This window comes from Uniformispora flossi (genome assembly GCF_049534875.1).
In the GTDB taxonomy this organism is placed as follows: domain Bacteria; phylum Actinomycetota; class Actinomycetes; order Streptomycetales; family Streptomycetaceae; genus Yinghuangia; species Yinghuangia aomiensis.
In genome coordinates, this window is the sequence record NZ_JBMULZ010000002.1 from 453,819 (window position 1) to 480,144 (window position 26,326).

At 72.1% G+C, this 26,326-nt stretch carries 19 protein-coding genes; 8 read left to right on the top strand and 11 right to left on the bottom strand.

The window, feature by feature from the left end; translation table 11 throughout:
• Positions 1–68 precede the first annotated feature (68 nt).
• The 6 genes from ACPA54_RS06340 to ACPA54_RS06365 all read right to left on the bottom strand — a co-directional run bounded on the left by ACPA54_RS06340 (position 69) and on the right by ACPA54_RS06365 (position 9,930).
• On the bottom strand, positions 69–977 hold the full coding sequence (locus ACPA54_RS06340; protein ID WP_423527632.1) for a hypothetical protein: 909 nt from the start codon (positions 975–977) through the stop codon (positions 69–71).
• A 264-nt stretch (positions 978–1,241) separates the two neighbouring features.
• Positions 1,242–3,311 carry a phosphocholine-specific phospholipase C gene (locus ACPA54_RS06345; protein WP_423527634.1) on the bottom strand — a complete coding sequence of 690 codons (2,070 nt, stop codon included), beginning with the start codon at positions 3,309–3,311 and terminating at the stop codon, positions 1,242–1,244.
• A gap of 267 nt (positions 3,312–3,578) precedes the next feature.
• On the bottom strand, positions 3,579–5,480 hold the full coding sequence (locus ACPA54_RS06350; protein ID WP_423527636.1) for a glycoside hydrolase family 5 protein: 1,902 nt from the start codon (positions 5,478–5,480) through the stop codon (positions 3,579–3,581).
• Positions 5,477–6,625, bottom strand: a complete 1,149-nt coding sequence (locus ACPA54_RS06355; protein WP_423527638.1) for an aldose epimerase family protein — start codon at positions 6,623–6,625, stop codon at positions 5,477–5,479. The genes ACPA54_RS06350 and ACPA54_RS06355 overlap by 4 nt, the downstream gene beginning before the upstream one ends.
• Positions 6,622–8,694 (bottom strand): beta-galactosidase, encoded by a 2,073-nt coding sequence (locus tag ACPA54_RS06360; RefSeq protein WP_423527640.1) that lies wholly within the window; start codon positions 8,692–8,694, stop codon positions 6,622–6,624. The genes ACPA54_RS06355 and ACPA54_RS06360 overlap by 4 nt, the downstream gene beginning before the upstream one ends.
• A gap of 186 nt (positions 8,695–8,880) precedes the next feature.
• On the bottom strand, positions 8,881–9,930 hold the full coding sequence (locus tag ACPA54_RS06365) for a LacI family DNA-binding transcriptional regulator (RefSeq protein ID WP_423527642.1): 1,050 nt from the start codon (positions 9,928–9,930) through the stop codon (positions 8,881–8,883).
• A 327-nt stretch (positions 9,931–10,257) separates the two neighbouring features.
• Here ACPA54_RS06365 and ACPA54_RS06370 point away from each other — a divergent pair, with 327 nt between their 5' ends.
• From ACPA54_RS06370 to ACPA54_RS06385, 4 genes are all read left to right on the top strand, one after another.
• Positions 10,258–11,142, top strand: coding sequence for a carbohydrate ABC transporter permease (locus ACPA54_RS06370; protein ID WP_423527644.1), 885 nt, complete (start codon positions 10,258–10,260; stop codon positions 11,140–11,142).
• Positions 11,139–12,080 (top strand): carbohydrate ABC transporter permease, encoded by a 942-nt coding sequence (locus tag ACPA54_RS06375; RefSeq protein WP_423527646.1) that lies wholly within the window; start codon positions 11,139–11,141, stop codon positions 12,078–12,080. Before ACPA54_RS06370 ends, ACPA54_RS06375 begins: the two co-directional genes overlap by 4 nt.
• A 110-nt stretch (positions 12,081–12,190) precedes the next feature.
• Positions 12,191–13,531 carry an ABC transporter substrate-binding protein gene (locus ACPA54_RS06380; protein ID WP_423527648.1) on the top strand — a complete coding sequence of 447 codons (1,341 nt, stop codon included), beginning with the start codon at positions 12,191–12,193 and terminating at the stop codon, positions 13,529–13,531.
• A gap of 84 nt (positions 13,532–13,615) precedes the next feature.
• The gene (locus tag ACPA54_RS06385) at positions 13,616–15,175 is read left to right on the top strand and encodes a glycoside hydrolase family 31 protein (protein WP_423527650.1); all 1,560 of its coding nucleotides are present in this window, start codon (positions 13,616–13,618) and stop codon (positions 15,173–15,175) included.
• Positions 15,176–15,200: 25 nt separating this feature from the next.
• On the opposite strand, the gene ACPA54_RS06390 is transcribed toward ACPA54_RS06385, so the two are convergent.
• The 5 genes from ACPA54_RS06390 to ACPA54_RS06410 form a co-directional block, all read right to left on the bottom strand.
• Entirely contained in the window at positions 15,201–16,094 is an 894-nt protein-coding gene (locus tag ACPA54_RS06390) for a hypothetical protein (RefSeq protein WP_423527652.1), read from the bottom strand.
• 43 nt (positions 16,095–16,137) lie between these two features.
• Positions 16,138–16,533 (bottom strand): VOC family protein, encoded by a 396-nt coding sequence (locus ACPA54_RS06395; protein WP_423527654.1) that lies wholly within the window; start codon positions 16,531–16,533, stop codon positions 16,138–16,140.
• A gap of 22 nt (positions 16,534–16,555) precedes the next feature.
• A complete protein-coding gene (locus ACPA54_RS06400) occupies positions 16,556–16,969 on the bottom strand; it encodes a DnaJ family domain-containing protein (RefSeq protein WP_423527655.1) in 414 nt (137 codons plus the stop codon).
• A gap of 86 nt (positions 16,970–17,055) precedes the next feature.
• Positions 17,056–18,174, bottom strand: coding sequence for a DUF1214 domain-containing protein (locus ACPA54_RS06405; protein WP_423527657.1), 1,119 nt, complete (start codon positions 18,172–18,174; stop codon positions 17,056–17,058).
• On the bottom strand, positions 18,171–19,340 hold the full coding sequence (locus ACPA54_RS06410; protein WP_423527659.1) for a sulfotransferase family protein: 1,170 nt from the start codon (positions 19,338–19,340) through the stop codon (positions 18,171–18,173). Before ACPA54_RS06410 ends, ACPA54_RS06405 begins: the two co-directional genes overlap by 4 nt.
• 105 nt (positions 19,341–19,445) lie before the next feature.
• Here ACPA54_RS06410 and ACPA54_RS06415 point away from each other — a divergent pair, with 105 nt between their 5' ends.
• From ACPA54_RS06415 to ACPA54_RS06430, 4 genes are all read left to right on the top strand, one after another.
• On the top strand, positions 19,446–20,147 hold the full coding sequence (locus ACPA54_RS06415; RefSeq protein WP_423527661.1) for a TetR/AcrR family transcriptional regulator: 702 nt from the start codon (positions 19,446–19,448) through the stop codon (positions 20,145–20,147).
• Positions 20,144–20,650, top strand: coding sequence for a GNAT family N-acetyltransferase (locus ACPA54_RS06420; protein WP_423527663.1), 507 nt, complete (start codon positions 20,144–20,146; stop codon positions 20,648–20,650). Before ACPA54_RS06415 ends, ACPA54_RS06420 begins: the two co-directional genes overlap by 4 nt.
• Before the next feature lie 467 nt (positions 20,651–21,117).
• Positions 21,118–23,370 (top strand): MFS transporter, encoded by a 2,253-nt coding sequence (locus tag ACPA54_RS06425; RefSeq protein ID WP_423527665.1) that lies wholly within the window; start codon positions 21,118–21,120, stop codon positions 23,368–23,370.
• 1 nt (position 23,371) lies between these two features.
• Entirely contained in the window at positions 23,372–26,242 is a 2,871-nt protein-coding gene (locus tag ACPA54_RS06430) for an ABC transporter permease subunit (RefSeq protein ID WP_423527666.1), read from the top strand.
• The last annotated feature ends 84 nt before the right edge of the window (positions 26,243–26,326 follow it).

Consider the following 26,326-nt stretch of genomic DNA (forward strand, 5'->3'; position numbering starts at 1 on the left):
CCGGCGGCCCGGCGGGCCAAGGCCCGCCGGGCGGCTCCGTGGCACGGCGGCGGACCTCCCGCGGGGCGTCAGCGGGCCGCGGCCGGGGCGGGTGCCCCGTTCGCGGCCCGTTCGTGCACCACGACGTCGCCGTGTTCGCCGGCGAAGGCGACGAGGCGGCCGCCGGGGGCGAGGAGGGACAGCCATTCCGCGGGCGGCTTGGGGACCGGGAAGGTGGCGATGATGCGGTCGAACTCGGGCCGCGCGTCGCCGTGTTCGTCGGCGCGCGGCATTCCCGAGCAGTGGTCGGGGACGGCGCCGAGGCGGGTGGCGAGGTCGGGGGCGAGCGCGTCGGCGACGTGGATCTCGACGCGGTAGCGGTGCCGGTCGAGGCGGGTCGTGGTGGACGCGGCGAGGTGCGGGTCGATCTCCACGGCGACGACGGCGGGCGCGGACGGGACCGGTCCGTTGAGGTAGGCGGCGATCATCCCGGCGCCGATGCCCGCGCCCAGGCCGAGTTCCAGCACCCGCTGCCCGGGGGCGAGTTCGAGGGCGTGGAGGGCGGCGAGGTAGCGGGTGACGGAGACGGTGGCGATCTCGACGTCGCCGGTGACGGTCTCGGCGCCGTGCGGCGCGGCGGCGGCCAGGCGGACGACGAGCGGGGTCCCGGAGTAGACCTCGTGGAGCCACGCGGCGCGGTGCGCCGGGTCCGTGCCGTCGAGGTACGTCCACACGCGCGGCCCATCCGCGGCAGTGTCCGCGGCGATATCTGCGGCGATGTCCGCGGTGCTGCCCCCGGTTGTCAGGTCCGCGGCCTGCGGCGGTGCGGCGCCCGGCGGCGGGGACGCGTACGGGACCCACACGCCCGGCACGAACTCCTCGCGCGGGAACACCTCGGCCACGCGCTGCCAGCGCGGGTCCGGGAGGTGTCCGGCGGCGGCCAGACGGGCGGCCGCGCCCCTACGCAGGGGTTCGGGATCGGGTTGCGTCTGTTCCATGGCGATCATCATGGCGTGCGCCGGTGCCCGGGTGAAAGCCGCGCGTCCGGGACCGGCCGTCTGTCGCGAATGTGCCTTCCGGGTACGGCTGTCCGGGGTGGCCCGCCCGGACGGTCCGGGGCCGTCCGGGCGGGGTCCGGCGGCCCCGGCGGTCCGGTCGCGGCCGGTCCGCCGGGGGTCGTCGGGTGAGCACCGGCGCCGAGCCGGCGGTCAGGTGGTCAGGTGGTCAGGTGGTCAGGTGGTCACCGGGTGGCGGACCGCTGGTCAGCGGTGCAGGTTGCCCGGGTCGCTCGTGCTCGGGCGGCCGGTCTCGACGTGGCCGGCGAAGCGGCGCAGGTAGGCCGGGTCGCCGGGGGCGGTGACGGCCAGGTCGTACCAGCCGTTGCTGTCGCCGAGGTGCGCGTTGTGCACGGCCTGCTGACCGGGGCGGAGCCGGAAGGACGCGCTCTGCCGGGCGTTGTAGGCGTCCTTGACCTCGAGCTGCAGGGTCTCGGTGCCTTCGTTGGTGAGGACGAGCTGGATCTTCTCGCTCTTGCCGTTGCGGCGGGCCCGGATTTCCGCGCCCGCCGTGCCGGTGCGGCCGTGGAAGGCGCGGAAGAAGCCGTTGGGGCCGTGCACGGTGAAGTCGTAGACGCCGTTGGTGTCGGCGGTGACGTCCCAGCTTCCGGCGAGGCTGCGGCCGGCTTCGACCGTGTAGGACCACGGCGCGCCGGGGTGGCTGGTGGAGGTGACGTGGAAGCTCGCACCGGCGGTGCCGTCGTTGGCGAAGGTGATGCCGAGCTGCTTGCCGGCGCCGGCGCGGGCGTCGACGGACAGGTCGTAGGGCAGTGCGCGGGCGGGGCGGACGCCGGCTTCCTGCACGGGAACAGCGGGGTCGGCAGGCGGGACGGGCACGAAGTCGGGGTGCCGCTTGCGGTCGGCGGGGACGTAGCGGGCGGTGCTGGGCAGGCCGGGGACCCGGGTCTCGGTCTTGCCGAAGTCGAACGCGCTGGTGAGGTCGCCGCAGACGGCGCGCCGCCACGGCGAGATGTTGGGCTCGTGGATGCCGAAGCGCTGTTCGATGAAGCGGATGATCGAGGTGTGGTCGAACGTCTCGGAGTTGACCCAGCCGCCGGTGCTCCACGGGGAGACGGCGATCATCGGGACGCGCTGGCCGAGGCCGTACTGGCCGGGGGTGCTGCGGTCGCCGCCGACCGGGGTGAAGTACTCGCCGGCGGTGGCGACGGTGGACTTGCCCTGGGCGGCGCCGTTGGCCGCGAACGGCGGGACGACGTGGTCGAAGAAGCCGTCGTTCTCGTCGTAAGTGACCAGGAAGACGGTCTTGCTCCACACGTCGGGGTTGGAGGTGAGCGCGTCGAGGACCTGGGAGACGTACCAGGCACCGAAGTTGACCGGCCAGTTCGGGTGCTCGCTGAACGCTTCGGGGGCGGCGATCCAGGAGACCTGGGGCAGCTTGCCGGCCTGCACGTCGGCGCGCAGGAGGTCGAAGTAGCCGCCGCCCGACTTGGCGCGGGTGCCGGTGCGGGCCTTGTCGAAGAGCGGGTCGCCGGGGCGGGCGTTGCGGTACTGGTTGAAGTACAGCAGCGAGTTGTCGCCGTAGTTGCCGATGAACGCGTCGTCGGTCCAGCCCCACGAGCCGGCCGCGTCGAGGCCGTCGCCTTCGTCCTGGTAGATCTTCCAGGAGACGCCGGCCCTCTCCAGTCGCTCGGGGTAGGTGGTCCAGCCGTAGCCGAGTTCGGCGTTGCTGATGACGGGGCCGCCGCCGGCGCCGTCGTTGCCCGTGTAGCCGCTCCACATGTAGTAGCGGTTGGGGTCCGTGGGGCCCATCAGCGAGCAGTGGTAGGCGTCGCAGATGGTGAAGGCTTCGGCGAGGGCGAAGTGGAACGGGATGTCCTCGCGGGTGAGGTGCGCCATCGTGGTGGTGCCCTTGGCCGGGATCCAGCCGTCGTAGCGGCCGTTGTTCCAGGCTTGGTGGCCGTCGTTCCAGCCGTGCGGGGTGCCCTGGAGGAACGCCATGCCCAGGTCGTTGTTCGCCGGGCGGAACGGCAGGGTCTCCTTGCCGTTCTTGGCCTGGTGCCAAACGGGCTTACCGGTGCCGGGCAGGGTGACCGGGCGCGGGTCGCCGAAGCCGCGGACGCCGCGCAGGGTGCCGAAGTAGTGGTCGAACGAGCGGTTTTCCTGCATGAGGACGACGATGTGCTCGACGTCCTGCAGGGTGCCGGTGCGGCGGTTCGCGGGGATGGCGGCGGCGCGGGCGATGGGCGCGGACAGCGCCGACAGGGCGGCGGTGCCGCCCGCGAGCTGGAGGAATCTCCGGCGGTTGACAGCATTCACGGCAGGGGGTCTCCGGTTTTCGTCCGTCGGGGGTGCGGGTGCGCCGGTCGGCGGTGCGCCGCTCAATGTCCGGCAGGGCGCCGAATCGCGCGCGGCCGGCGGGAGAACCCCCGGCGAACCCTGCGGCAAATTTCGCGGGGCGCCGCGGCGCCGGGGGACAGACTCCGGCGCCGCGGCGGTTCGGGGTGTTTCAGGGGTTTCAGGATGCTTCAGGGTTTTTCGCGGAGTTTCCGGGCGTTGCAGCTGGTCCAGGGGTGGTGCGGGGTGCTACAGCTTGCGGCAGAGCAGGGCGTCGGGGGTCTTGCCCTTGGCGTACGCGCCGGTGAAGGCGATGCCGGCGGCGTACTCGTCGGTGCCGCACTGGCCCTTGTAGTTGCCGGAGGCGAACTCGCCGCCGGGGTTCCCGGCCGGGCGGTTGTCGCCGCGGTCGAACCACACGGTGCGTCCGGACGTCGGGAGCGCGCGGGACGCGGGTCCGCACAGCGCGCCCGAGACCGCTTGGCCGCGGACGCTGTAGCCGACGAGGTACTGGTTCGGCGGGCACTGGAACTTGGTGTAGCCGCCCGCCCAGTCGCCCTGCTGGACGAAGCGCTCGTCCTTGACGACGGTGAACGGCCCGACCGGCGCGGTCAGGTCGCGTGCGCCCGCGTCGGTGCACAGCCCGCGGCCGTCCTTGTGGGACAGACCGACGAGGCGCTGGCCGTCAGGGCACACGCCCTTGCGGGCGCCGGAGTCCCAGTCGCCGGTGGAGCGCACGCGGAGCGACTGCACGGCGTCCGCGTGGTCGAGGTTGAGCATGTCCCAGGTGTCCGTAGCCGGGATCGGTCCGGTCGTGGACGGCGCGTTCACCAGGCGGTTCCAGGCGGCCGCGCGCCAGTCGCCGCCGTCGAGGATGCCGGAGCGCTTCCCGGCGGTGTCGTAGTCGAGCAGGTTCCAGGCGTTGTGCCCGGCGAAGCCGACGAGCGGCCAGTAGGCGAAGTCGGTGTCGTTGGCGATCAGGTAGTCGACGAAGTTGCCGAACCAGGCGGTGGCCTGCGGGTTGGTCTCGTCGGCGCTGATCCCGAATTCGCTGATCCACACGGGCGCCGTGTAGTGCTGTCCGGTGTCCGCGGAGACGAAGAACGCCTGCTTCTGCAAGGTGGCGTACAGGTCGGTCTTGGAGAGTTCCTGGTAGCGCCAGTCGTGGGTTTCGCCGGTCCCGGTCGCGCCGGTGTGGTTGGGGCCGGTGTAGCCGTAGAAGTGCGCCGAGTAGACGAGCTTGTTCGACGCGACGAGGGTGTGCGACAGGGTTCGGGTCGGTTCCAGCGTGGGCCGCCAGTGGGAGAACCCGTCGGCGGGAATGCCCTGCCAGTTGATGCCTTCGACGACGATCAGCAGGTCGGGGTTGGCCTCGGTGAGGAGCCGGTCGCCGAGGCGCTGGGAAGCGGCCCACCAGTCGTGGTCGTCGCCCCAGCCCCAGTTGGCGTCGTCGGTGATCGTGCGGCGGACCTCGTTGTACAGGTCGGCGCCGACGACGCGCTTGTTGTCCTTGTAGCGCTTGGCCAGCATGAGCCAGTCGGCTTCCCACTGGGCGGTGGACTGGCTGGTGTTCCAGCGTTCGTTGCCGTCCAGGCCGCAGCAGAACCGGGACGTGTTGGTGTGGTTGTTGAGGACGACGGCGAAGCCTTCGGCGGTGGTCGCGGCGATGACCGCGTCGAACACCTGGAGCGGGGTCTTGCCGCGCAGCTGCGGGTTGGCCGCGACGGACGCGTCGCTGACGGGCCGCTGGTCGTGCAGCATCTCGTTGGAGAACGGCAGCCGGACGCTGTTGATGCCGAGGGTGTGGAAGTCGGACAGGATCGTCGCGACGGGTGCGCGGTCGAGGCCGAGCGGCATTTCGTCGGACTTCTCGCCGGCGTTGTGGTTCGCGGGGTCGTTGATGTCCCCGGACCCGGTCCACGAGCCTTGCGCGCCGTGCCAGTTCGCCGACTTGAGTTTGAACCGGTCGCCGTCGGCGTCGACGATGTAGCGGCCGCGGGTGCTGAGCGGCGCCTTCCAGGTGTCCGCGAGCGGCGCGCTCGCCGCGGCGGGTGCGGCGGGTGCCGGGGCGGCCGCTCCGGAGCCGGGGACGGCGAGTGCCGCGGCCGTCAGGCCCCCGGCCAGCACGGCCCCGATGAGGGTTCTCTTCACGGTGTCCTTCGCAGGTCCGGGGCCGCCGCGCCGGAGGACGACAACGACGTGGGCGACCCGGTGGCTGTGTTCGCTGGAGCGATGTGCGTGAAGCGGTAGTGCGTGGTGGAGCGGTGGATCTGCCTCGGCAGCAGCACCGCCGAGGGGTAGTCGGGCCGGTTCGGCGTGTCCGGGAAACGCTGGGTTTCCAGGCACACGGCGGCGTGCCGGCCGAAGGGGGCGCCGAGGCCGTTGGCGGTGTAGATCTGGAGCCCGGGTTCGGTGGTCCAGGTCTCCAGGCGGCGGCCGGAGGCGGGGTCGTCGAGGACGGCGGCGCGGCGCGGCCGGGCGGTGGTGCCGCCGGGGAGCGCGTAGCAGTGGTCGAGGCCGCCGGCGGCGGCGAGCTGCGGGTCGGTGGCGGCGGCGCGGAACACGTCGGCGAGGGGCTGTCCGGTAAGCGCGAACGGGGTTCCGGCGACGGGTGCGGGGGCGCCGCCGTGGGGGATGCCGGTCGGCCCGACGGGCAGGTAGGCGTCGGCGTCGACGGTGAGCCGGTGTCCGGCGACGTCTCCCCCGCCGGCCAGGTTCCAGTACGCGTGCTGGGTGAGGTTGACCACGGTGGGGCGGTCGCCGACGGCCCGGTAGTCGACCTCGAGGGTCCCGGCCCGGTCGACGGTGTAGGCGACTTCGACGTCCAGGCGGCCGGGGAAGCCCATGTCGCCGTCGGGGCTGCGCAGCCGCAGGCGAACGCCGACCCGGTCGTCGGCGGTGACCGGCTCGGCGGTCCAGATCCGCCGGTGGAAGCCGTCGGGGCCGCCGTGGAGGGTGTTGCCGCGGTCGTTGTCGGGGAGGCGGTGGGTGGTGCCGTCGAGGGTGAAGGCCGCGCCGGCGACGCGGTTGGCGTAGCGGCCGACGAGTGCGCCGAGGTAGGCGTCGTCGGCCGCATAGGCGGCGGTGGTGGGGAGTGCGAGGACGACGTCGGCAGTGTGGCCGTCGCGGTCGGGGACGCGGCAGGACTGGAGGATGCCGCCGTAGGTCAGGACGGCGGCGGTGACGCCGCCCGCCGCGCCGAAGGTCCAGCGTTCGACCGGTCCGCCGTCCAGGGCGGTGCCGAACGGCTCTCGGTGCAGACGGAGTTCGGGGTGCGGGCGGGCGGCGGGGGTCATCGGGCGGCCGCCATGCCGGTGGTGCCGAGGACGGCGACGCCGCGCGGTTCCAGCGTGAGGCCGGCGACGAGGGGGCGGTCGGCGGCGAGGAGGTCGCGGCGTTCCGCCGGGAGGGTGACGGTGACCGGTTCCTCGGTGTGGTTGAGCACGATGAGCACGTCGTAGCCGTCGCCGCGGCGGACGACCGCCTGGACGCCGCGCGGCAGTCCGGGGAGGACGGGGTCGACGCCGGCGTCGGCGAGGGCCCGGCGGGTGAGGTCGCGCATGGCCGCCGGGTCGGGGCGGGTGGCGACGTAGCGGGCGGTGCCGCTGCCGTGGGTGTGCACGGTGGCGGCGGGGCGGCCGTCCCAGTCGGGGCCGGTGAACAGGAGTTCGGGGACGGCGCCGGCCAGGCCGACGTCCTCGCGCCACAGCGACGCGGGCTCGGCGGGCTCGGGTCCGCCGAGGGCGGCGCGCAGCGGGACGGGTTCGCCGTCCGCGGCGGGCCAGAACTCCTCGACGCGGATGCCGAGGACGTCGCGCAGCGGCCCGGGGTAGCCGCCGAGGTGGACGCGGTCGTGCTCGTCGACGATGCCGGTGAAGAAGGAGGCGAGGAGGGTGCCGCCCGCGGCGACGAAGTCGGCGATCCGGGCGGCGTGGTCTTCGGACAGCAGGTACAGGCTCGGCAGCACGACGAGCCGGTAGCCGGTCAGGTCGGCCGACGGGTGCACGACGTCGACGCCGGCGCCGAGGTCGAACAGCGGGGCGTAGTGGTCGAAGAGTCGTTCGAGAGCGCGGACCGCGTCGGACGGGTGGGAGTCGAGTTCGAGGGCCCACCACGCGTTCCAGTCGAACAGCACGGCGACCTCGTTGCTCGACTCGGTGCCGGCGAGTTCCGGGACCAGGGCGAGTTCGCGGCCGAGGGCGCGCACTTCGCGGTACACGCGGCTGTCGGCGCCGGCGTGCGGCACCATGCCGGAGTGGAACTTCTCGGCGCCGCCGCGGGATTGGCGCCACTGGAAGTACATGACGGCGTCGGCGCCCTGCGCGACGGCCTGCCAGCTCCACAGCCGCATGCGCCCGGGGGCTTTCCCAGCGTTGCGGGCGCGCCAGTTGACGGCGGAGGGGGCTTGTTCGGTGAGGAGCCAGGGGGCGCCGCCGGTGGCGCCGCGGAGGGCGTCGTAGGCGATGGCGGCGGCGATGTGCTCGTGGGGGCCGTGCGGGTCGGGGTAGCTGTCGAGGGCGGCGACGTCCATTTCCGGGGCCCACGCGTACCAGTCGACGGTTTTGTGGCCGGCCAGGAAGTTCGTGGTGACCGGCACGTCGGGGGTGATGCGGCGCAGCGCGTCGCGTTCCAGGCGGAAGCAGGTCAGCAGGGCGTCGTTGCTGAAGCGTTTGAAGTCGAGCTGCTGGGCGGGATTGGGGTAGGTCGGGGCGACGCGCGGCGGCAGGATCTGTGCGAAGCCGGTGTAGCGCTGGGACCAGAAGTCGGTGGACCAGGCGTCGTTGAGCTTGTCGACGGAGCCGTAGCGGTCGGCGAGCCAACGGCGGAAGTCGGCGGCGGAGACGTCGCAGAAGCACTCGGCGACGTGGATGCCGTATTCGTTGCCGACGTGCCACATCGCGAGTGCCGGGTGGTCGGCGTAATGCGCGGCGAGGGCTTCGGCGAGTTTGACGGCGCGGTCGCGGTAGACCGGGCTGGACGGGCAGAAGTGCTGTCGGCCGCCGGGCGAGAGGACGGTGCCGTCGGCGGTGACGGGCAGGATCTCGGGGTGTTCGGTGGCGAGCCAGGCGGGCGGTGACGCGGTCATGGTGGCCAGGTCGGCGGCGATGCCGTGTGCGGCGAGGTCGTCCATGACGGTGTCGAAGTAGCGGAAGTCGTAGGCGTCGCGGGCGGGTTCGACGCGGCCCCAGCCGAAGACGGCGAGGTTGACGAGGGTGACGCCGGCGTCGCGCATGAGGCGGAGGTCTTCCGCGCGTGTGGCGTCGTCCCATTGTTCGGGGTTGTAGTCGCCGCCGAAGCCGAGTCCGCCGAGGCGGTCGCGGAGCCGGTGGACGCGCTGCGCCGGGGACACTTCCGATGTGCTCAAGGGTCTTCCCTCGGGAGAGAGTTCCGAACGTGACAAGAGGCGTGGCAGAGGCGTGGCAGGGGCTGTGTCAGGAGGCGCGGCACGGGATGTTAGCGCTCACACGGTGGGCGCGGAAGAGTCCGCGGAAGGGGGCCGCGCCGCCGGACGGAGCCGGATGTGTCGTCCGGCGGCGCGGGGTCTGCGGGGTCAGGCGGCGAGGGCGGGCGGTGCGGTGCTGTCGCGCACGACGAGCCGCGGCGCGACCGAGGTGACCGCGGCCTCGGGCGGCCGCCCGGTGTGGATCTGGTCGAGGAGCAGGGCGACGGCTTGCCGGCCGATCTCCTCGAAGTCCTGGTGGACGGTGGTGAGCGGGGGCAGGAAGTAGCCCGATTCGGCGACGTTGTCGAAGCCGACGACGCTGACGTCGCCGGGGACTTCGCGGCCGGCGTCGTGGAGGGCGCGGATCAGGCCGAGGGCCATCTGGTCGTTGCCCGCGAAGACCGCGCCGACGTCGGGGCGGGCGGCCAATTCGCGGCCGGCCCGGTAGCCGCTCTCCGCCGTCCAGTCGCCGTACACGACGGGCGGGACCGGGCAGCCGGCGTCCTTGAGGGTGCGGTGCCAGGCCTCGGCGCGGCCGCGCGCGGGGTGCGAGTCCTGGGGTCCGGCCAGATGGTGCACGGTGCGGTGGCCGAGGTCGAGGAGGTGGCGGACCGCGAGGCGGGCTCCTTCGGCCTGGTCGGTGTGCACGGCGGCGTGCCGGTGGGTGCCGTCGCCGTCGTTGACCACCACGGGAAGTCCGCTGGGCAGGCGCAGCGCGGGGGTGTCGAGGATCTGCGCCTCGTTGAGGATGATGCCGTCGACCGCCTGGGTGGTGAGGCGTTCGAAGGCTTCGCGGACGGCCTGTTCGGTCTGGTCTTTGATGGTGACGATGTTGACCGAGTAGTCGGTGTCCTGCACGGCGGACACGATCGATTCCAGGGTGCGGGCGTTGCCGTAGGCCTGGAGGTCGAAGCTGATGACGCCGATGGTGCGGAAACGTCCGGTGGCGAGGGCGCGGGCGGCCGTGTTGGGGCGGTAGCCGAGCATCCGCATGGCGTTGACCACGCGTTCGCGGGTGGCTTCGTCGACGTTGGTGCGGTGGTTGGCGACACGTGACACGGTCTGCGCGGAAACGCCGGCGAGGGCGGCGACGTCGGCCATGGACGGGGCGCGCGTGCGCCCCGCCGCGGCGGGCTTCCGCCGTCCGTTCTGTGCCATGGAGCGCATCCTCTCACCTGCGGCACCCGTGCCGGGCACCGAACGGCAACATGTTTGCGCAAACATGCCGACCGGGTCAACAGGTCCACCTGCCGCCGGAAAGCCGCCGCGCTGCGGGACCTTTCCTTCATGAACTTCCGCCCTTATAGGGCGTTTTCCCGCATCACAACGGCGGGAGTTCCGGGTCTTGACACTCCGGTAGCCGGTAGACACACTTCCGAATCGCGCCACCGATGTTGGCGCTAACATGACAACCGGAGGACTTCCCGTGAGAGTCGACCCGGTTTCGGGGCCCCGCCGGGCTCCGGGACTTCACCGGGGGCCGCGGTGAGGCGCGGCGCCGTCCGGCGCAACGCCACCGCCCACGCGTTCTTTCTGCCGTTCCTCGCCGTCTTCGTGATCGGGATCGTCGCGCCGCTGGCCTACGCGATCAATCTGAGCCTGTACCAGGAGAAGATGATCGGCGGCACGACGTTCACCGGCCTGGACAACTACCGCAAGGCCATCCAGGACAGCCTGTTCCACGCCGGCCTGGAACGCGTCGCGGTGTTCTTCGCGATCCAGGTGCCGCTGATGCTCGGGCTCGCGCTGCTGGCCGCGCTCGCCATCGACAGCGGGCGGCTGCGCGCACCCGGGGTGTTCCGCATCGGCATCTTCGTGCCGTACGCGGTGCCCGGCGTCGTCGCCGCCCTCATGTGGGGCTACATCTACGGCGACCGGTTCGGCCTGGCCGGCGAGATCGAGGACCTCCTCGGCGTCGACCTGCCCGACTTCCTGTCGTCCGGCTGGATGCTCGCGTCCATCGGCAACGTCGTCACCTGGTCGTACGTCGGCTACAACATGCTCATCTTCTACGCAGCCCTGCGGGCCATCCCCGACGAGCTGTACGAGGCCGCGGAGATGGACGGCGCGGGCCGCATCCGGCAGGCCTGGAGCATCAAACTCCCCGCACTGCGCCCGGCCCTGCTGCTGGCCACGATCTTCTCGGTGATCGGCACCTTCCAGCTCTTCAACGAGCCGAGCGTGCTGCAGTTCATGGCGCCCGGCGTGGTGACGACGAACTACACGCCGAACATGTACGCCTTCAACCTGGCGTTCGACGGACGGCAGTTCAACTACTCGGCGGCGATCGCGGTGCTGCTCGGTCTGACGACGGTCGTCGTCGCGTACACGGTCCAGCTGGTGACCAGCCGAAGGGAGCGCCTGCTGTGAGCGCCGAAATCGCCGAGGCCCCGCCGACCGCCCCCGCGGTCCGGGACCGGCCGGCCCGTCCGGTCCGGCCCCGCCGCCGCAAGCGGCGGACCGGCAAGAGCCCGGCGCTGACGATCGTGATGGGCCTGATGCTGGCCTACGCGCTGCTTCCGCTCGTGTGGCTGTTCGTCAGCGCGACGAAATCGAACCGGACCCTGTACGACTCCCCCGGCATGTGGTTCGGCGACGGGTTCCACCTGTTCACGAACATCCACGACGTGCTCACCTACGACGACGGCATCTACCTGCGCTGGTTCGGCAACACCCTGCTGTACTCCGTCTTGGGCGCCGGCGGCGCAGCGCTGATCGCCACCATGGGCGGCTACGCCCTCGCCAAATTCGACTTCGTCGGCCGCCGTTTCCTGTCCGCGCTCGTTCTCGGTGCGATCTCCATCCCCGCGACGGCGATTGCGGTGCCGACCTACCTTCTGTTCAGCGACATGGGCATCGTGAACACGCCGTGGGCGGTCCTGCTGCCGAGCCTGGCCAGCCCGTTCGGCCTGTACCTCATGCAGGTCTACGCACGCGATGCCGTCCCCGACGCCATGCTCGAAGCCGCCCGCATCGACGGCGCCGGAGAACTGCGGATCTTCTTCACGATCGCGCTGCGGCTCCTCGCGCCGGGGTTCGTCACGGTGCTGCTGTTCACGCTGGTGGCGACCTGGAACAACTACTTCCTGCCGCTCATCGTGCTCAACGATCCGGACTTGTTCCCGCTCACGGTCGGCCTGCACCAGTGGAACGACCTGGCGCAGGGCGGCAACAGCGTCGGCAACGTGCCGCTGATGCCGCTGGTGCTGACCGGCAGCCTGCTGGCGATCCTGCCGCTGATCGCCGCGTTCCTCGTCCTTCAGCGGTTCTGGCAGTCGGGCCTGAGCGCGGGCGGCGTCAAGCAGTAGCCCCGCCCGCCGCTCCGTCCCGACCGGCGCACCCTCGACGCCTCCCCGACGCACGTCCCTGCACGTCCCTGTCCCCACCCCGGCTCGACCCTGCCTTGGGAGCATCCGAAATGCGTAGTTCGCTCAAGCCTGCCCTGACGGCCACGACGGCCGCCGTGCTCGCGCTGGCCCTGGCCGCGTGCGGCGGCGGTTCCGGCGGCAAGTCCGACAACGCGGGCGGCAAGGCCGACCCGGCCGCCGTGCAGGCGGCCCTCGACAAGCCCGCCGAGATCACGTTCTGGACGTGGGTCCCGAACATCGAGAAGACCGTCGCGCTGTTCGAGAAGAAGTACCCGAAGGTCAAGGTCCACGTGGTCAACGTCGGCCAGTCGAAGGACCAGTACACGAAGCTCACGGCCGCGTTGAAGTCCGGCAAGGGCGGCCCCGACGTCGCGCAGATCGAGTACTTCGCGCTGCCGCAGTACGCGCTCACCAAGGGCCTGGTCAACCTGGCCGACTACGGGGCCGGCAGCCTCCAGGACAAGTTCGCCCCGTCCGCGTGGTCGCAGGTCAACGTCGCGGGCGGCGTCTACGGCGTGCCGCAGGACACCGGGCCGATGGCGATGTTCTACCGCAAGGACGTCCTCGACAAGGTCGGTGCGACGCCGCCCAAGACCTGGGAGGAGTTCGCCGCGGTCGCGAAGAAGCTGCACGATGCCGACCCGAGCACGTATGCCACGTTCGTGGACCCGGGCGACGCGGGCGCGTCGACCAGCTTCATGTGGCAGCTCGGCGGCAAGCCGTTCGCCGTCGAAGGCACCTTCAACGTGAAGGCCGATTTCGCGAACGACCCCGGCGCCAAGACCTACGCGTCCACCGTCACCGGCCTGGTCAAGGACAAGCTCCTCGACGTGACGCCGAGCTGGAACGACGAGTGGTGGAAGTCGATGGCGGCCGGGAAATACGCGTTCTGGCTCGCGGGCGCCTGGGCGCCGGCGGTGCTGGAGAAGAACATCCCGCAGGCCAAGGGCACGTGGTCGGCGGCGCCGATGCCGGGCGGCGCGAGCGCGGAGAACGGCGGCTCGTCCGTCGCGGTCACCACGCAGGCCAAGAACAAGGAGGCGTCGGTCGCGTTCGCCGAGTGGCTCAACTCCGACCCGGAGGCCGTCAAGTCGCTCAACGGCGAGGTCGGGCTGTTCCCCGCCACCAAGGCGCTGCTCGACGACCCGGCGTTCCGCGGCGCGGACGTGCCGTACTTCCCCGGCCAGAAGCCCAACGAGGTCTTCGCCGACATGTCGAAGGCGGTCCGGCCGGAGTGGCAGTACCTGCCGTTCCAGGTGTACGCGAACAGCGTCTTCAAGGACACCGTCGGCCAGTCGCTGCAGAACGACGGCGACGTGGCCCGCGGCCTCGCGGAGTGGCAGAACCGCGTCACGACGTACGGCAAGGAGCAGGGCTTCACGATGAAGTAGGCCGCCGCTGCCCCCTCCTCCCGCAGTTCCGTAATCCGGTAGTTCCCTTGGTTCCCTTGGTTCCGTTCCCGTAGGAGTCCCCCGATGACCGCCGTCCTCGCCGCCGATCCCGGTATGCCGCTGGTCCTTCCGCTGCTGCCCGGTGAACGGTGGTGGGGCGGCGCGTCCGCGGAAGGCCGGTCCATGCCGTATGCCGCCGGCTACTCCTTCGACCTGCGGGACCTGCTCGGCAACCAGGGCATGCCGCTGCTGCTGTCGAACCGGGGCCGCTGGGTGCACAGCACGGGCACGTTCACGTTCGCCGTGGGCGAGGACACGCTGACGGTCACCCCGCACCGGCCGGGTGCGGTGGTGGAGTACGGCAGCGGCTTCGGCGACCTGCGGGGCGCGTACCGCGACGTGCTGGCGCGGTACTACCCGGCGTCGGGCACCCTGCCGGCCCCGCTGCTGTTCACCGCGCCGCAGTACAACCTGTGGATCGAGACGGTCTTCGAGCCCACCCAGCAGAAGGTCCTGGACTACGCCGAACGCCTGCTCGCCGAGGGCTTCCCACCCGGCGTGCTGATGATCGACGACCAGTGGAGCAACGACTACGGCAACTGGACCTTCCATCCCGGCAGGTTCCCGGACCCGGCCGGGATGGTCGCCGAGCTGCACCGGCTCGGGTTCGCGGTGATGCTGTGGCTGGTCCCCTACGTCACCCCGGACTCCCCCACCGCGCGGACGCTGCACGACGCCGGGCTGCTGCTGTGCGACCCGGCGGACCGCGACCGTGCGGCGGTGGGGCATTGGTGGAACGGCTGGAGTTCGGCGCTCGACCTGGGCAACCCGAAGACGGTCGCCTGGCTGCAGGGCGTGCTGGGCACGCTGCGCACCGAGTTCGGCATCGACGGCTTCAAGTTCGACGGCGGCGACGCGGAGTGGTGGCGGCGTCTCGGGGTGGCCGACCCGGAGGCGTACACGCTCGCCTGGAACCGCATCGGGCTCGCGTGGCCGCTCAACGAGTACCGCGAGGCCTGGCGCACCGCGGGCCTGCCGCTCGCGCAGCGGCAGCAGGACAAGTACCACCTGTGGGAAGGCCGGTTCGGTATCGAGAGCCTGATCCCGAACGCGCTCGCGCAGGCCGTCACCGGGCACGCGTTCACCTGCCCGGACATGATCGGCGGCGGCGAGTTCCGCTTCGTCCCGGCCGAGGACGGCGAGGGCTTCGACCCGGAACTGTTCGTCCGCTACGCGCAGATCGCCGCGCTGTTCCCGATGATGCAGTTCTCCGCCGCCCCGTGGCGCGTCCTGGACGCCGAGCACCTGGCGATCGTGCGCGACGCGGCCCGGCTGCACGCCGCCTTCGGCGCCGAGATCCTCGCCGCCGCGAACGCGTCGGCAAAGACCGGCGACCCCGTCCAGCGCCCCCTCGCCTGGGCCTACCCGGAGCACGGCTACGAGGACGTCACCGACCAGTTCCTCATCGGCGACGACCTGCTGGTCGCCCCCGTCACGCTCCGCGGCGCGAGGACGCGCGAGGTCCACCTCCCCCCGGGCACCTGGCGCGCCGACGACGGCACCGAGCACACCGGCCCCGCACTCGTCACGGTCGCGGCACCGCTGGCCCGGCTCCCGCACTTCCGCCGGATCACGTCGGACTGACGTCGTTCGGACGCCGCCGGGCGCGTCAGCGCACTTTCTCCAGGCCCTTCGCCACCGATGGATGCACCGTCGTGGCGGTGGGTCTGCCCGTCGGCGCGGCGATCCGGGTGTTGGGGGAAATGCCGAGGACCGCATCGCTCTTCACCGCGTCGAGCCCGTGGGCGGCGGCGGCCAGAGGCGCCACCAGACCGGGCACGGCGGTTCCGCGGACCACCCCGGGTCGGCTCGCCGGGGCGATCCCGGCCGCCACGGCGGCGGGCACGCCGCGGCCCGTGGCGTACTCCCGGATCGAGGTGTTGAGTGCCTCGGTCGCCCAGGGCAACTGCGCGTAGTAAGCGTCTTCGCCGAGCGTGGTCGGGTGGAAGTGGACGTTGACGATCGGGAGCGGTGTGCCGTGGCCGTCCTCGACGACGCCCCGAGTGACCTGCATGTCCACGGCGGGTGCGTTCCCGGTGAGGCGGGTGTTCCCGGCGATCTCGGTCATGGCCCGGGTCACCTTGTCGGCGTCCCATTCGGTGCCGGCGACGAGCCGGAAGAACCGCACTTTGCTGGGTTTGGCGCGGTCGTCGTTTTCGTGCCCCGCGCAGCTGGCGACAGTCGCCCCGACATGCCGGTTCAGCAGGTCGACGGTGGTCCGGATCGGCGCATCCACGGCGGCGAGATAACTCGTGGGCTTGCCGCCGTCGATGCGGATCGTGTCGCCTGGCACCAGGTCGGCCGACACCCACGGGTTGGTGCCGCTTTCGGTGACGCCGCCTGTTCCGGCATGCCTGGCCCCCCTGTGCACCACCGGTTTCGGCGTGCCGTTCGCCCAGGCGAGCCAACGGGTGTAGAACGCGTCGAAGCCCGGCATGGTGAAGTTCCGGGTCATCGGCCGCTCCAGGTCCGACCAGCGTTCGGTCCGGGGGGAGTTCGCCACTCGGGTCACCTTCCGTAGCCGGGCAAGCGACGCCCAGGCTACGTCAGTTCGGTGCCGGCGTGATCACGAGTTCGTGGAGATGACCGTCCGGGTCGCGGAAATAGGCCCGGCCCGGGCCGCCGAGGGGGTCGTCGGTGCGGCCGTTGGCGGGGTCCTCGGGGTCGTTGCCGAAGGCGATGCCGCGGTCGGCCAGCCGCGCGACGGCCGCGTCGAAGACCGCGGGCGTGACCCGGAACGCCAGGTGCACCGGAGCGGGGTCCGCCTCGCGCACGAAGGCGAGCGACCAGCCGTCGAGCACGAGCGAGAACATGTCGCCGGGCTCTTCGTCGGGCGGGCCGTCCGGGACGACGGCTCCCTCGCCCAGCACCCAGGCCAGGAAGGTTCCGGCGGCTTCGGGGTCCCGGGCGGGAATGCCCACATGATCAATGGTGACAGCCATGCCGGGATCCTAAGCGCACCGATTAGTCCCCGGCCTCCGCTTCGCGCTCGGCGCGCCACTCCGCCACGAAAGCGTCGACGTCGACGGGCTTGCGGTCGAGCATCGGGCCCGGCGGCGGGCGCCGCAGCATCGCCTCGATGCGCTCGTTGATGCCGTCGAGGAGTTCCCGGACGGCGCGCTCGGTGGGCGCGGTGCGGGCCTCGATCAGCGCGTTCTCGGTGTCCTTCCGCAACTGCAGGGCCGGCGGCAGGATCGATACGCCTTCGCGGTGCAGCTTGTCCTTGACCCACCACAGGTCGTCGTAGGGGGCGTCGAGCGCGGCGAGCGGCTTGCCGAAGCCGGGCAGCGACGAGAAGGCGCCGTTCTCCTCCGCCTCGCGGATCTTCCGGTCGACCCACGATTCGAAGGGCACGCCGGGCGGCTTGCGTTCGGTCACGGGGAAGGCCTCCCTACCGCTGGGGTTCCCTTCCATGATGCCGCGTTCGCGCGGCGGACCGGCCGCGGGGACGCCCGGCGGCCGGCTCAGGCGCCGCCGCGCAGCTCCGCCAGCTTCACCACGCGGGCGGTCGGCGCCTCCGGCTCGTGCTTGGGCAGCAGCCAGCGGCAGAAGACGACGCCGGTGTGCAGTCCGGTGGTCGGCAGCCAGTCGGGCTCGCCCGGTCCGGGGTCCTCGTGGGCGACGACGACGCGGAACCGGTTGTCGGGCGTCAGCCGGGCGGTGCGGGTGTTGCGGGAGACCGGGCCGGTGGGTGCGTCCATGGACTGCATGAACGAGTTCCACAGCTGGATGCCCCAGTAGGTGCACTCCCCCGCGTCGCCTTCGATGACCAGGGCTTCGTCCGGTGCGAGTTCGTAGCGGGCCCGGCAGTAGACGTTGTCCGGTGTGCCCCAGCCGGGCATGGTGCGGCCGAAGCGGAAGGGTTCCGCCATCGCGTTGGGGGCGACGGGGCGCTGCGGCTGGGTGAGGACCGTCTCGGCGAGGAAGGCCGTCGTGGCGCGGAGCCCGGCGGCCACGCGTTCGGCGTCGAAGACGAGCGGTCCGGCGGCGGGTTCAGCGGGTTCGGCGGGTGCGATGGTGTATTCGGGCCGGCGTGCGGTGTCTTTGGCGAAGTAGTACTCGCGGGAGATGACGATCACCGCGTCGTCGGGCAGTTCGATCCAGTCGCCTTCGGCGGGGCGGTTCCGGGAGAGGGTGATGCGGAAGGTGCCGTCGTCGGCGATCCGCATGGCTTCGTGGTTGAGGTCGCCGACGGTGTGCTGCCGCAGGTGGGCGGCCGCGTCGGGGCCGCCGTGCACGGTGAAGGAGAGGTAGCACTCGTCGCCGCGGCGTCCGGTGATGACGTAGTCGCGGCGGCCGTCGACGAGGGCGATCGTGTAGTGGGTGTCGGTGTTGTCGCCGAGGATCCGGGCGGTGGGTCCGGCGAGCGGGAGGAACCGGGGGGCGGCGGGGTCGCCTTCGAGGTAGATCTCGAGGCCGTAGCGCAGGACGTGGGTGAGGCTGCGGTAGCCCTCGGCGACGGTCCGCTGGTCGAACACGCCGCGGGCGGGGTCGAGGAAGCTGTTCTCGGCGTCGCGGAGCCCGTCGAGCAGGGCGTGCCAGACGTCGGCGAGCGGGCCGGGGTCGTTGCGGGGCGTGCTCATGCGTGTCCTCCGGTCGAAGGTGTCTCGGCGGCGATTCCGAAGCGTTTGCGGTAGCCCTCGAACCGCTCCGCGACGGCGCCGCCTTCCAGGCCGAATTCCTCGAGGGCGTACGTGTGGCGGCCGTACTTGTGCTGCCGGTTTCGGCCGGTGTGGGCGCGCATCGCGTCTTCGGTGGCGGGGTCGAGGTCGCGTCCGAGCCACGTGTAGACGGCGCGGACGGTGCCGACCGGGTCGGCGACCAGGTCCGGGTAGGCGATGTCGAGGAACCGTTCGTCGCCGTTGCGGTCCCGGAAGTCGACGACGCGGTCCGCCATCGCGGCGAGGTTCGCGGACCAGGTGCGGCCGGTCGTGTAGCGGTGGTCGGTTTCGGTGAACGTGCCGGACAGCGATGCGACCAGGCTGCACGTGGAGGCGACGGTGACCGTGGGGTCCCGGTGGGTGACCACGAACCGGGCGTCGGGGTAGCGCGCGGCGACCGCGTCGATCGCGTGGCAGTGCACGGGCGCTTTGAGGAACCAACGGCCGGGACATCGGGATTGCAGCAGCCGGAGCATGCGGTGGTGGTGGTCGTACGCGGCGGTCATGTCACTGTCGAGCAGCCAGGCGTCGTAGTCCGGCACGTTGTACATCGTCGAAAGCATCAGGCTGGCGAAGTGCTGGGCGAGCAGCACCGTGCACTCGACGGGTGCCTCGGGCGGGTCGTGGTGGATGGCTTTGAAGCCCGGGTTGAGCCGGTCGACGACGCTCGGCGCGGTGCGGGCGGCGTGGAGCCGCGGGTCGTCACGGTAGGTCGCGGTCTCCGGCGGCGGGGTGGAGTCCTGGGCTTCCCAGCCGAGGAGCGACCGGTTGGCCGGGTCGGCGGCGAGCAGGTGGCTGAGCGCGGTGGTGCCGCTGCGCGGCAGGCCGATGACGAACACCGGGGCGGTGACCCGCTCGTCGGCGAGTCCGGGATGGGCGCGCTCCCAGGCGGCGGTTTTGGCGCGGTTGGCGAGCGCGGCTTTGGTCTGGCCTTCGAAGACCGCGCGGCCGATCGGGGTGAGGTCGGCCGTGGCCGCGACGGCGTCGTGGACGCGTTCGAGGCCGTCGCGGAACGACGGGTCGCCGAAGTCGTCGAGGCCGGTTTCCGCGGCCACCAGGTCGAGCAGGTCGTCGATGCGCTGCGCCACGTGCGCCTCCGCGGGATCCGGCCGGACTGACGCGATTACTTGTACGCTATACGGAAATTGAAGGGAAGAGCCGCCGGGGATTTCCGCGGCGGAAGGGGAGGCACCGTGACCGCGAGCGACCGCATTCCGGAAGCCCCCGAAGGCCCGGCCGTGGGAAAGCGGGGCCGCGGCCGGCCGCGGCGCCGCACCGAGGCCGAAGTCCTCGACGCCGCCGCGGCGGTGCTGGCCGAGTCGGGGGCCGCCGCGGTGTCGATCCGCAAAGTCGCCGACCGGCTCGGTACCGCGCCGATGACGATCTACACCTCGTTCCCCGGCCGCGACGCCCTGGTCGACGCCCTCGCCACGCACCTGATGAGCCGTCACGACACGGCTCCGGACGCCGCGTTGCCGCTCGACGAACGGGTGCGGGACTGGATGGCCCGCTACCGGGACGCGCTGGTCACGACCCGGCTGCACGAGTTGCTCGCCGCCGGGGCGTCGGTGGCGCCGCTCCTCGACGTCGCCGCCCGGTGGACCGCGCAGCTCGCGACGCTCGGCCTGTCCCCCGCCGACGCGGCTGCCACGACCCGGCAGTTGGTGTGGGCGGTGCACGGATTCTGCGCCGCCGAGGCGGGCAACCTCGCGGCGCAGACCGGCCGGACGGCCGACGCGCTGCTGCGGGTTCCGGAGGAGCACCGCGCGGCGGCCGCGGCGTATCTCGCGGACTTGCGCGCCGCACCGGACTTCGCGGCCGAGTTCGCGCGCACCGCGGATGCGCATGCCCGAGCGATCGCGGCCTTCGCGGCGCGGCATAGGATCGGCGGGTGACCCACCGCACCGCCGAACACGCGTTCCAGATCCGCCCGTACCGCCCGGAGGACGCGGACGGCGCGGTCGAAGTCTGGGCGCGGGCCTCGGAGACCGCCCACGCGTTCCTGGGCGACCCGGCCGGGCCGGAGCGCGAGCGCAAGATACGCGAGATCTACCTCGTGCACGCGGACAACTGGGTCGCGGAGACCGCCGACGGCCGCGTGGTCGGGCTGCTCGGCATGCTCGGGTCGGAGATCGGCGGCCTGTTCGTGCACCCCGACGCGCAGGGCATGGGCATCGGCCGCGCCCTGGTGGCGTTCGCCGCGGCCCGGCACCGGAGCGTGACGCTCGACGTGTACGAGGAGAACGCCAAAGCCCGCGCGTTCTATGCGCACCTCGGCTTCACCGAGAAGAGCCGCGGCCACGAAGACGACGAGGACAGCGGCCACTTGGTCATCACGCTGCGGCTGACCGGCGCGCCCCGCGCGGCCGGCTCGGCGCCGGTCGACGCCGAGGTCTGAGCACCCCCTCCCCCGCTCCCCCCGCTCTCCCCTCTCTTCATCCCCGGACGACCGGCACGGATCGACGCCGGCCGGGACTCGGGCATGCCCGCACACCGCGCCCCGCGGCCGCCCGGCCGGTGGAGCGGTGCCTTTCGCGCGCCCGTCACGTTCCCTTCGCGGGCCGGCACGAGGCTCCCACAAGACGCGCGTCATAGCTACCCATGCATATACACGTTGTTCGCTTTGCCGTCGCTATTGACAGCAAGATCCCGCCAATCCAACCTAAGGCGTAGATTCACGCGTACTTACCAACGCTGATGCCTGCCGTACTCGGAGGCGACGCGGATCGTTCGCCTCGGACACCCCGGTGGGGGCGTGGCGTCCGGCGGCAGGCGTCGCCCCCATCGCCGAATATCACCTCTTTTCCTTGGGAGACCCATGCCTTCCGCCTGCCAGGGTTCGCACCGTTCTTGCGAGGCCCCCCGGTGACCGCCCCGGAAAGCACGGCCTCCGGCACCGCACCGCCGGGCGCGTCCGGCCCCGCACCCGCCGCGTTGACCGCGACGCTCATCGACGCCGAGGCGGAACGCGCCGAGCGGGCCGCCGCCGAGCGGGACGTGCTCTTCGCGGACGAGCTGCTCCCCGGTGTCGGCGGGCAGCAGATGACGCTGCGCGAGGGCTTGGCGGCGGGCGGGTCGGCCACGTTCTTCACGCTGATGCTGCTGTCCTCGTTCGACGAGCTGGAGCAGGCCACGCTCGGCGTGCTCGCGCCGGACATCCGCGACTCGTTCGGGATGAGCGACGGCGCGATCGTGTTCCTGTCCGCGGCGTCGGGCGCGTTCCTGGTGCTCGGTGCGCTGCCGTTGGGCTGGCTGGCGGACCGTCACCGGCGCGGCCGGGTGGCCGGGTGGGCGGGACTGGCGTTCTCGGCGTTCATGGTCGCGTCGGGTGCCGCCGCGAACGTGTTCCTGATGTTCCTGGCCCGGCTCGGGGTCGGTGTGGCCAAGTCGAGCACCCTGCCGGTGCACGGGTCGTTGAACGCCGACACGTACCCGATCGGGGTGCGCGGCCGGGTCGCGGCGACCAACGGCATCGCGGGCCGGCTGGCCGCGGTGCTGAGTCCGCTGGCGGTGGGCGGGATCGCCGCGCTGGCGGGCGGCGGCGACGGGTGGCGGTGGGCGTTCTTCGTGCTCGCCGTCCCGACCGCGGTTGCCGCGCTGTTCGCGTTCCGGCTGCCGGAGCCGCCGCGCGGGCAGCACGAGATGAAGGCGGTGCTCGGCGAAGTCCTGGTGCAGGAAAAGCCGATGCCGATCTCGATCGAGGCGGCGTTCGCGCGGCTGCTGCGGATCCGCACCACGAAGACCGTCGTCATGGCGTTCGCCGCGATGGGCTTCGGGCTGTTCACGGGGCCGGTGCTGACCAACCTGTGGATGGAGGACCACTTCGGGTTGGGCACGTTCGAACGCGGCGTGTACGGCACGCTCGGCGGTCTCGGGGTGCTGGCCGTACTGCCGTTCGTCGGCCCGCGGTACGACCGGCTGTACCGCACCGACCCGGCGCGGGCGTTGAAGCTGGTCGGGCTGCTGATCCTGCCGGTGACGGTGCTGACGCCGCTGCAGTGGGCGATGCCGACGGCGCCGTTGTTCGTGGTGGCGCAGATGCTGCCGGTGATCCTGCTGTCGTCGGCGTTCGCGATGGTCGGCCCGGTGATGCAGTCGGTGGCACCGTACCGGCTGCGCGGCCTGGGTTCGGCGCTGGCCGCGATCTACATCTTCTTCATCGGCGCGACGGGCGGGTCGCTGCTGTCGGCGCTGATCCTGGACTCGTACGACCCGCGCACCGCCGCGCTTGTCCTCGGCGTCCCGTCCACGCTGGTCGGCAGTCTGATGCTGATCCGCAGTTCGTCGTTCATCAAGAACGACCTGTCGCGGGTCGTCGCCGAGCTGCGCGAGGAGCTGGCCGAACGCGACCGGCAGGCGGCGGACCCGGAGCACGTCCCCGTGCTCCAGGTGCACGGCATCGACTTTGAATACGGCAACGTGCAGGTGTTGTTCGGGGTCGGGTTCGAGGTGCGGCGCGGTGAGACGCTGGCACTGCTGGGTACCAACGGGGCGGGTAAGTCGACGATCCTGAAGGCGATCTGCGGACTGGGCACGCCGTCGCGCGGCGTGGTGCGGCTCAACGGCAAGACCATCACCTATGTGGCCCCCGAGCAGCGCGGCCGCCACGGTATCCGCCTCCTGCCGGGCGGCAAGGGCGTGTTCCCGGGCATGACCGTGCGCGAGAACCTCGAAATGGCCGCGTTCCAGCTGCGCGATACGACCCGCGGGCACCGCGACGGCCGACTGGCCTACGTCCTGGACGTATTCCCCGACTTGGCGGCCCGTCTCGGGCAGCGCGCCGGGTCGATGTCCGGCGGCCAGCAGCAGCAGCTCGCGCTGGCCATGGTCCTCATGCACGACCCGGAAGTGCTGCTCATCGACGAACTGTCCCTCGGCCTCGCGCCGGTGGTCGTGCAGGACCTCCTGGCGATCGTCGAGCGCCTCAAGGCGGACGGCTTGACGATGGTCGTCGTCGAGCAGTCCCTGAACGTCGCGCTGTCGATCGCCGACCGCGCGGTGTTCCTGGAGAAGGGCCAGGTCCGGTTCACCGGCGACGCCCGCGAACTCGCCGAACGCGACGACCTCGCCCGCGCGGTGTTTCTCGGAAATCGCAGTCTCGGCAAGGAAGGCGGCTGACATGCCCGAACTGACCCGCCAACTCGCCTTCGACGGCGTCGTCAACGGCCTGGTCGTCGGCCTGCTCGCGATGGGCATCGTGCTGGTGCACCGCTCGACGCGGATCGTCAACTTCGCGGTGGCGAACATGGGCCTGGTCGGGTCCGCGCTGTTCGCGCTGCTCGCGGTCCGCTACGGCGTGCCGTACTGGATCGCCCTGGCCATCGCGCTGGTCGCCGGGACCGCGTTCGGCGCGGCGGTCGACCTGGTCGTGGTGCGGCGGCTCTTCGGCGCGCCGCGCGTCATCCTGCTGGTCGCCTCCATCGGCGTGGCGCAGCTCGCGCTCGTCATCGTGTCGTCGTACCCGGAGCTGGACGGTGCGGAGAGCTATCCGGTGTGGTCGAGTGCCCAGTGGCATCCGGCCGGGCTGGAGATCACCGCGACGCAGGCCGGCGTGCTGGTCGTGGTGCCGCTGGCGGCCGTCGGCCTCGGCTGGTTCCTGGGCCGGACCACGCTCGGCAAGGCCGTCACGGCGTCCGCGGACAACCCGGAGCTGGCCCGGCTGAACGGCATCAGCCCGAAGGCGGTGTCGACCGCGGTGTGGGCGATCGCCGGGCTCGTGGCGACGGTGTGCCTGATCCTCGTCTCGGCGCGGACCGGCACGGTCACCTCCCCGGCCGTGCTCGGCATGACCACGCTGATGCGGGCGCTCGCCGCCGCGGTGATCGCCCGCATGCACTCCTTCCGGATCGCGCTGCTCGCCGGGGTCGGCCTCGGGCTGCTCGAATCGGTCATCCAGTTCACCTGGCTGGACCAGCCGGGCCTCACCGACATCGTGGTGTTCGGGCTCGTGCTGGCCGCGGTGTTCGTCGCCGGGCGCGGCGGCGCGGCCGAGTCGGGCACATTCTCGTTCGCGCCGAAGGTGCGGCCGGTCCCCGAGCGACTGCGGAACCTGTGGTGGGTGCGGAACCTGGAGCGGTTCGGGCTCGTCGCCCTCGGCCTGGTCGCGGTGGTGGTGCCGCTGCTGGTCACGCAGCCGTCGCGGCATCTGCTGTACACGGTGATCGTCGCCTACGCGATCTGTGCCGCGTCGGTCACCATGCTGACCGGCTGGGCGGGCCAACTGTCGCTCGGGCAGATGGCGTTCGCAGGCATCGGCGCGCTGACCGCGGCGGCGTTGAGCCGCGGCCTGCGCCTCGACATCGGCAACGGCAAGGTCCTGGTGGTGGACCGGCTCACCTTCCCGACCGCGGTGGCCGCCGCGTCGCTGGTGACCGCGGCGCTCGCGGCGCTGATCGGCGTGGGGGCGCTGCGGGTGCGCGGGCTGCTGCTGGCCGTCAGCACGGCGGCGTTCGCGGTGGCGTGCTCGCAGTGGGCGTATACGCAGGACGTGTTCCACGACAGTCCGACGCGGCCGACGGCGACGTTCACGCGCACCGACGTGTTCGGCATCGACGTGTCCTCGCAGCGCTCCTATTACTACGTGGTCCTCGTCGTCCTGGTGGCCGTGCTGGTCGTCACCGGACGGCTGCGCCGCACCGGCGTGGGGCGGACGACCATCGGGGTGCGGGACAACCCGGCGACGGCGGCCGCGTACACGGTCGGGGCGACGCGCGTGAAGCTGCGGGCGTTCGCGCTCGGCGGCGGGGTCGCGGGCCTGGGCGGGGCGTTGCTGGCGGGTGCGCTGCAGACCGTGCCGTACGGCGACTCCTACTTCCGGCCGGAGGACTCGCTGATGCTGGTCTCGGTCGTGGTGATCGGCGGTCTCGGGTCGACGTCGGGCCCGGTACTGGGCTCGCTGTGGGTGATCGGCCTGCCCGCGCTGTTCCCGGGCAACTCCATCGTGCCGCTGCTGGCGTCGAGTCTGGGGCTGCTGCTCCTGCTGCTGTACTTCCCCGGCGGGCTCGTGCAGATCGGCTACAGCGCCCGCGACGCGCTGCTGGCGTGGGCGGAGACCCGGGTCGGCGCGGAGCCCGCGAAGGCCGCGGACGCCCGGCCGGCGATTCCCGCCCGCCCGGCCCGGGCGCCGCTCCCGGACGACGCGCCGGTCCTCGCGGTGTCCGGCGTACGGGTGCGGTTCCGCGGCATCACCGCGGTCGACGGGGTGTCGCTGGACGTCCGGCCGAACGAGATCGTCGGCCTGATCGGCACCAACGGCGCGGGCAAGTCGACGCTGATGAACGCGGTCGGCGGGTTCGCGCCCGCGACCGGCCGGGTCGAGCTGCTCGGCCGCGACGTGTCGGGCTTCGCCCCGGCCCGCCGGGCCGCGCTCGGACTGGGCCGGACGTTCCAGGCGGCGACGCTGTTCCCGGAGCTGACGGTACGGGAGACCGTGCAGATCGCCTTGGAAGCCCGCGGCCGCACCGGACTGCTGTCGTCGGCATTGTGGCTGCCCAAGTCCGTGAAGACCGAACGGGCCAAGCGGGCGGAGGCCGACGACCTGATCGACTTCCTCGGCCTCGGCCGCTACGCGGACGCGTTCATCGGCGACCTGTCGACCGGCACCCGCCGCATCGTCGAGCTTGCCGGGCTGCTCGCGCTCGACGCGCGCGTGCTGTGCCTGGACGAGCCGACGGCGGGCGTCGCCCAGCGGGAAACCGAGGCGTTCGGTCCGCTGCTGCACGAGATCCGCCGCGAACTCGGCGCGTCGCTGCTGGTCATCGAGCACGACATGCCGCTGATCATGGGCATCAGCGACCGCGTGTACTGCCTGGAGACCGGCCGGGTCATCGCCGAAGGCCTGCCGGGCGACGTCCGCAACGACCCCAAGGTCGTCGCGAGTTACCTCGGCACCGACGAACGGGCGATCGCCCGCAGCGGCGCCGCGGGCGACGGGGCCGCTCCCCCGGGTTCCCCCGCCGACGGCCGCCTGGCCGCCCCCTCGGGGGCCTGAGCACGGGGGTTTGCCGCAGCCCGTCCCGGACCATCCGCCACACTGGTCCGGGACGGGCCGTTCCCACGAAGAGCACAAGGACGG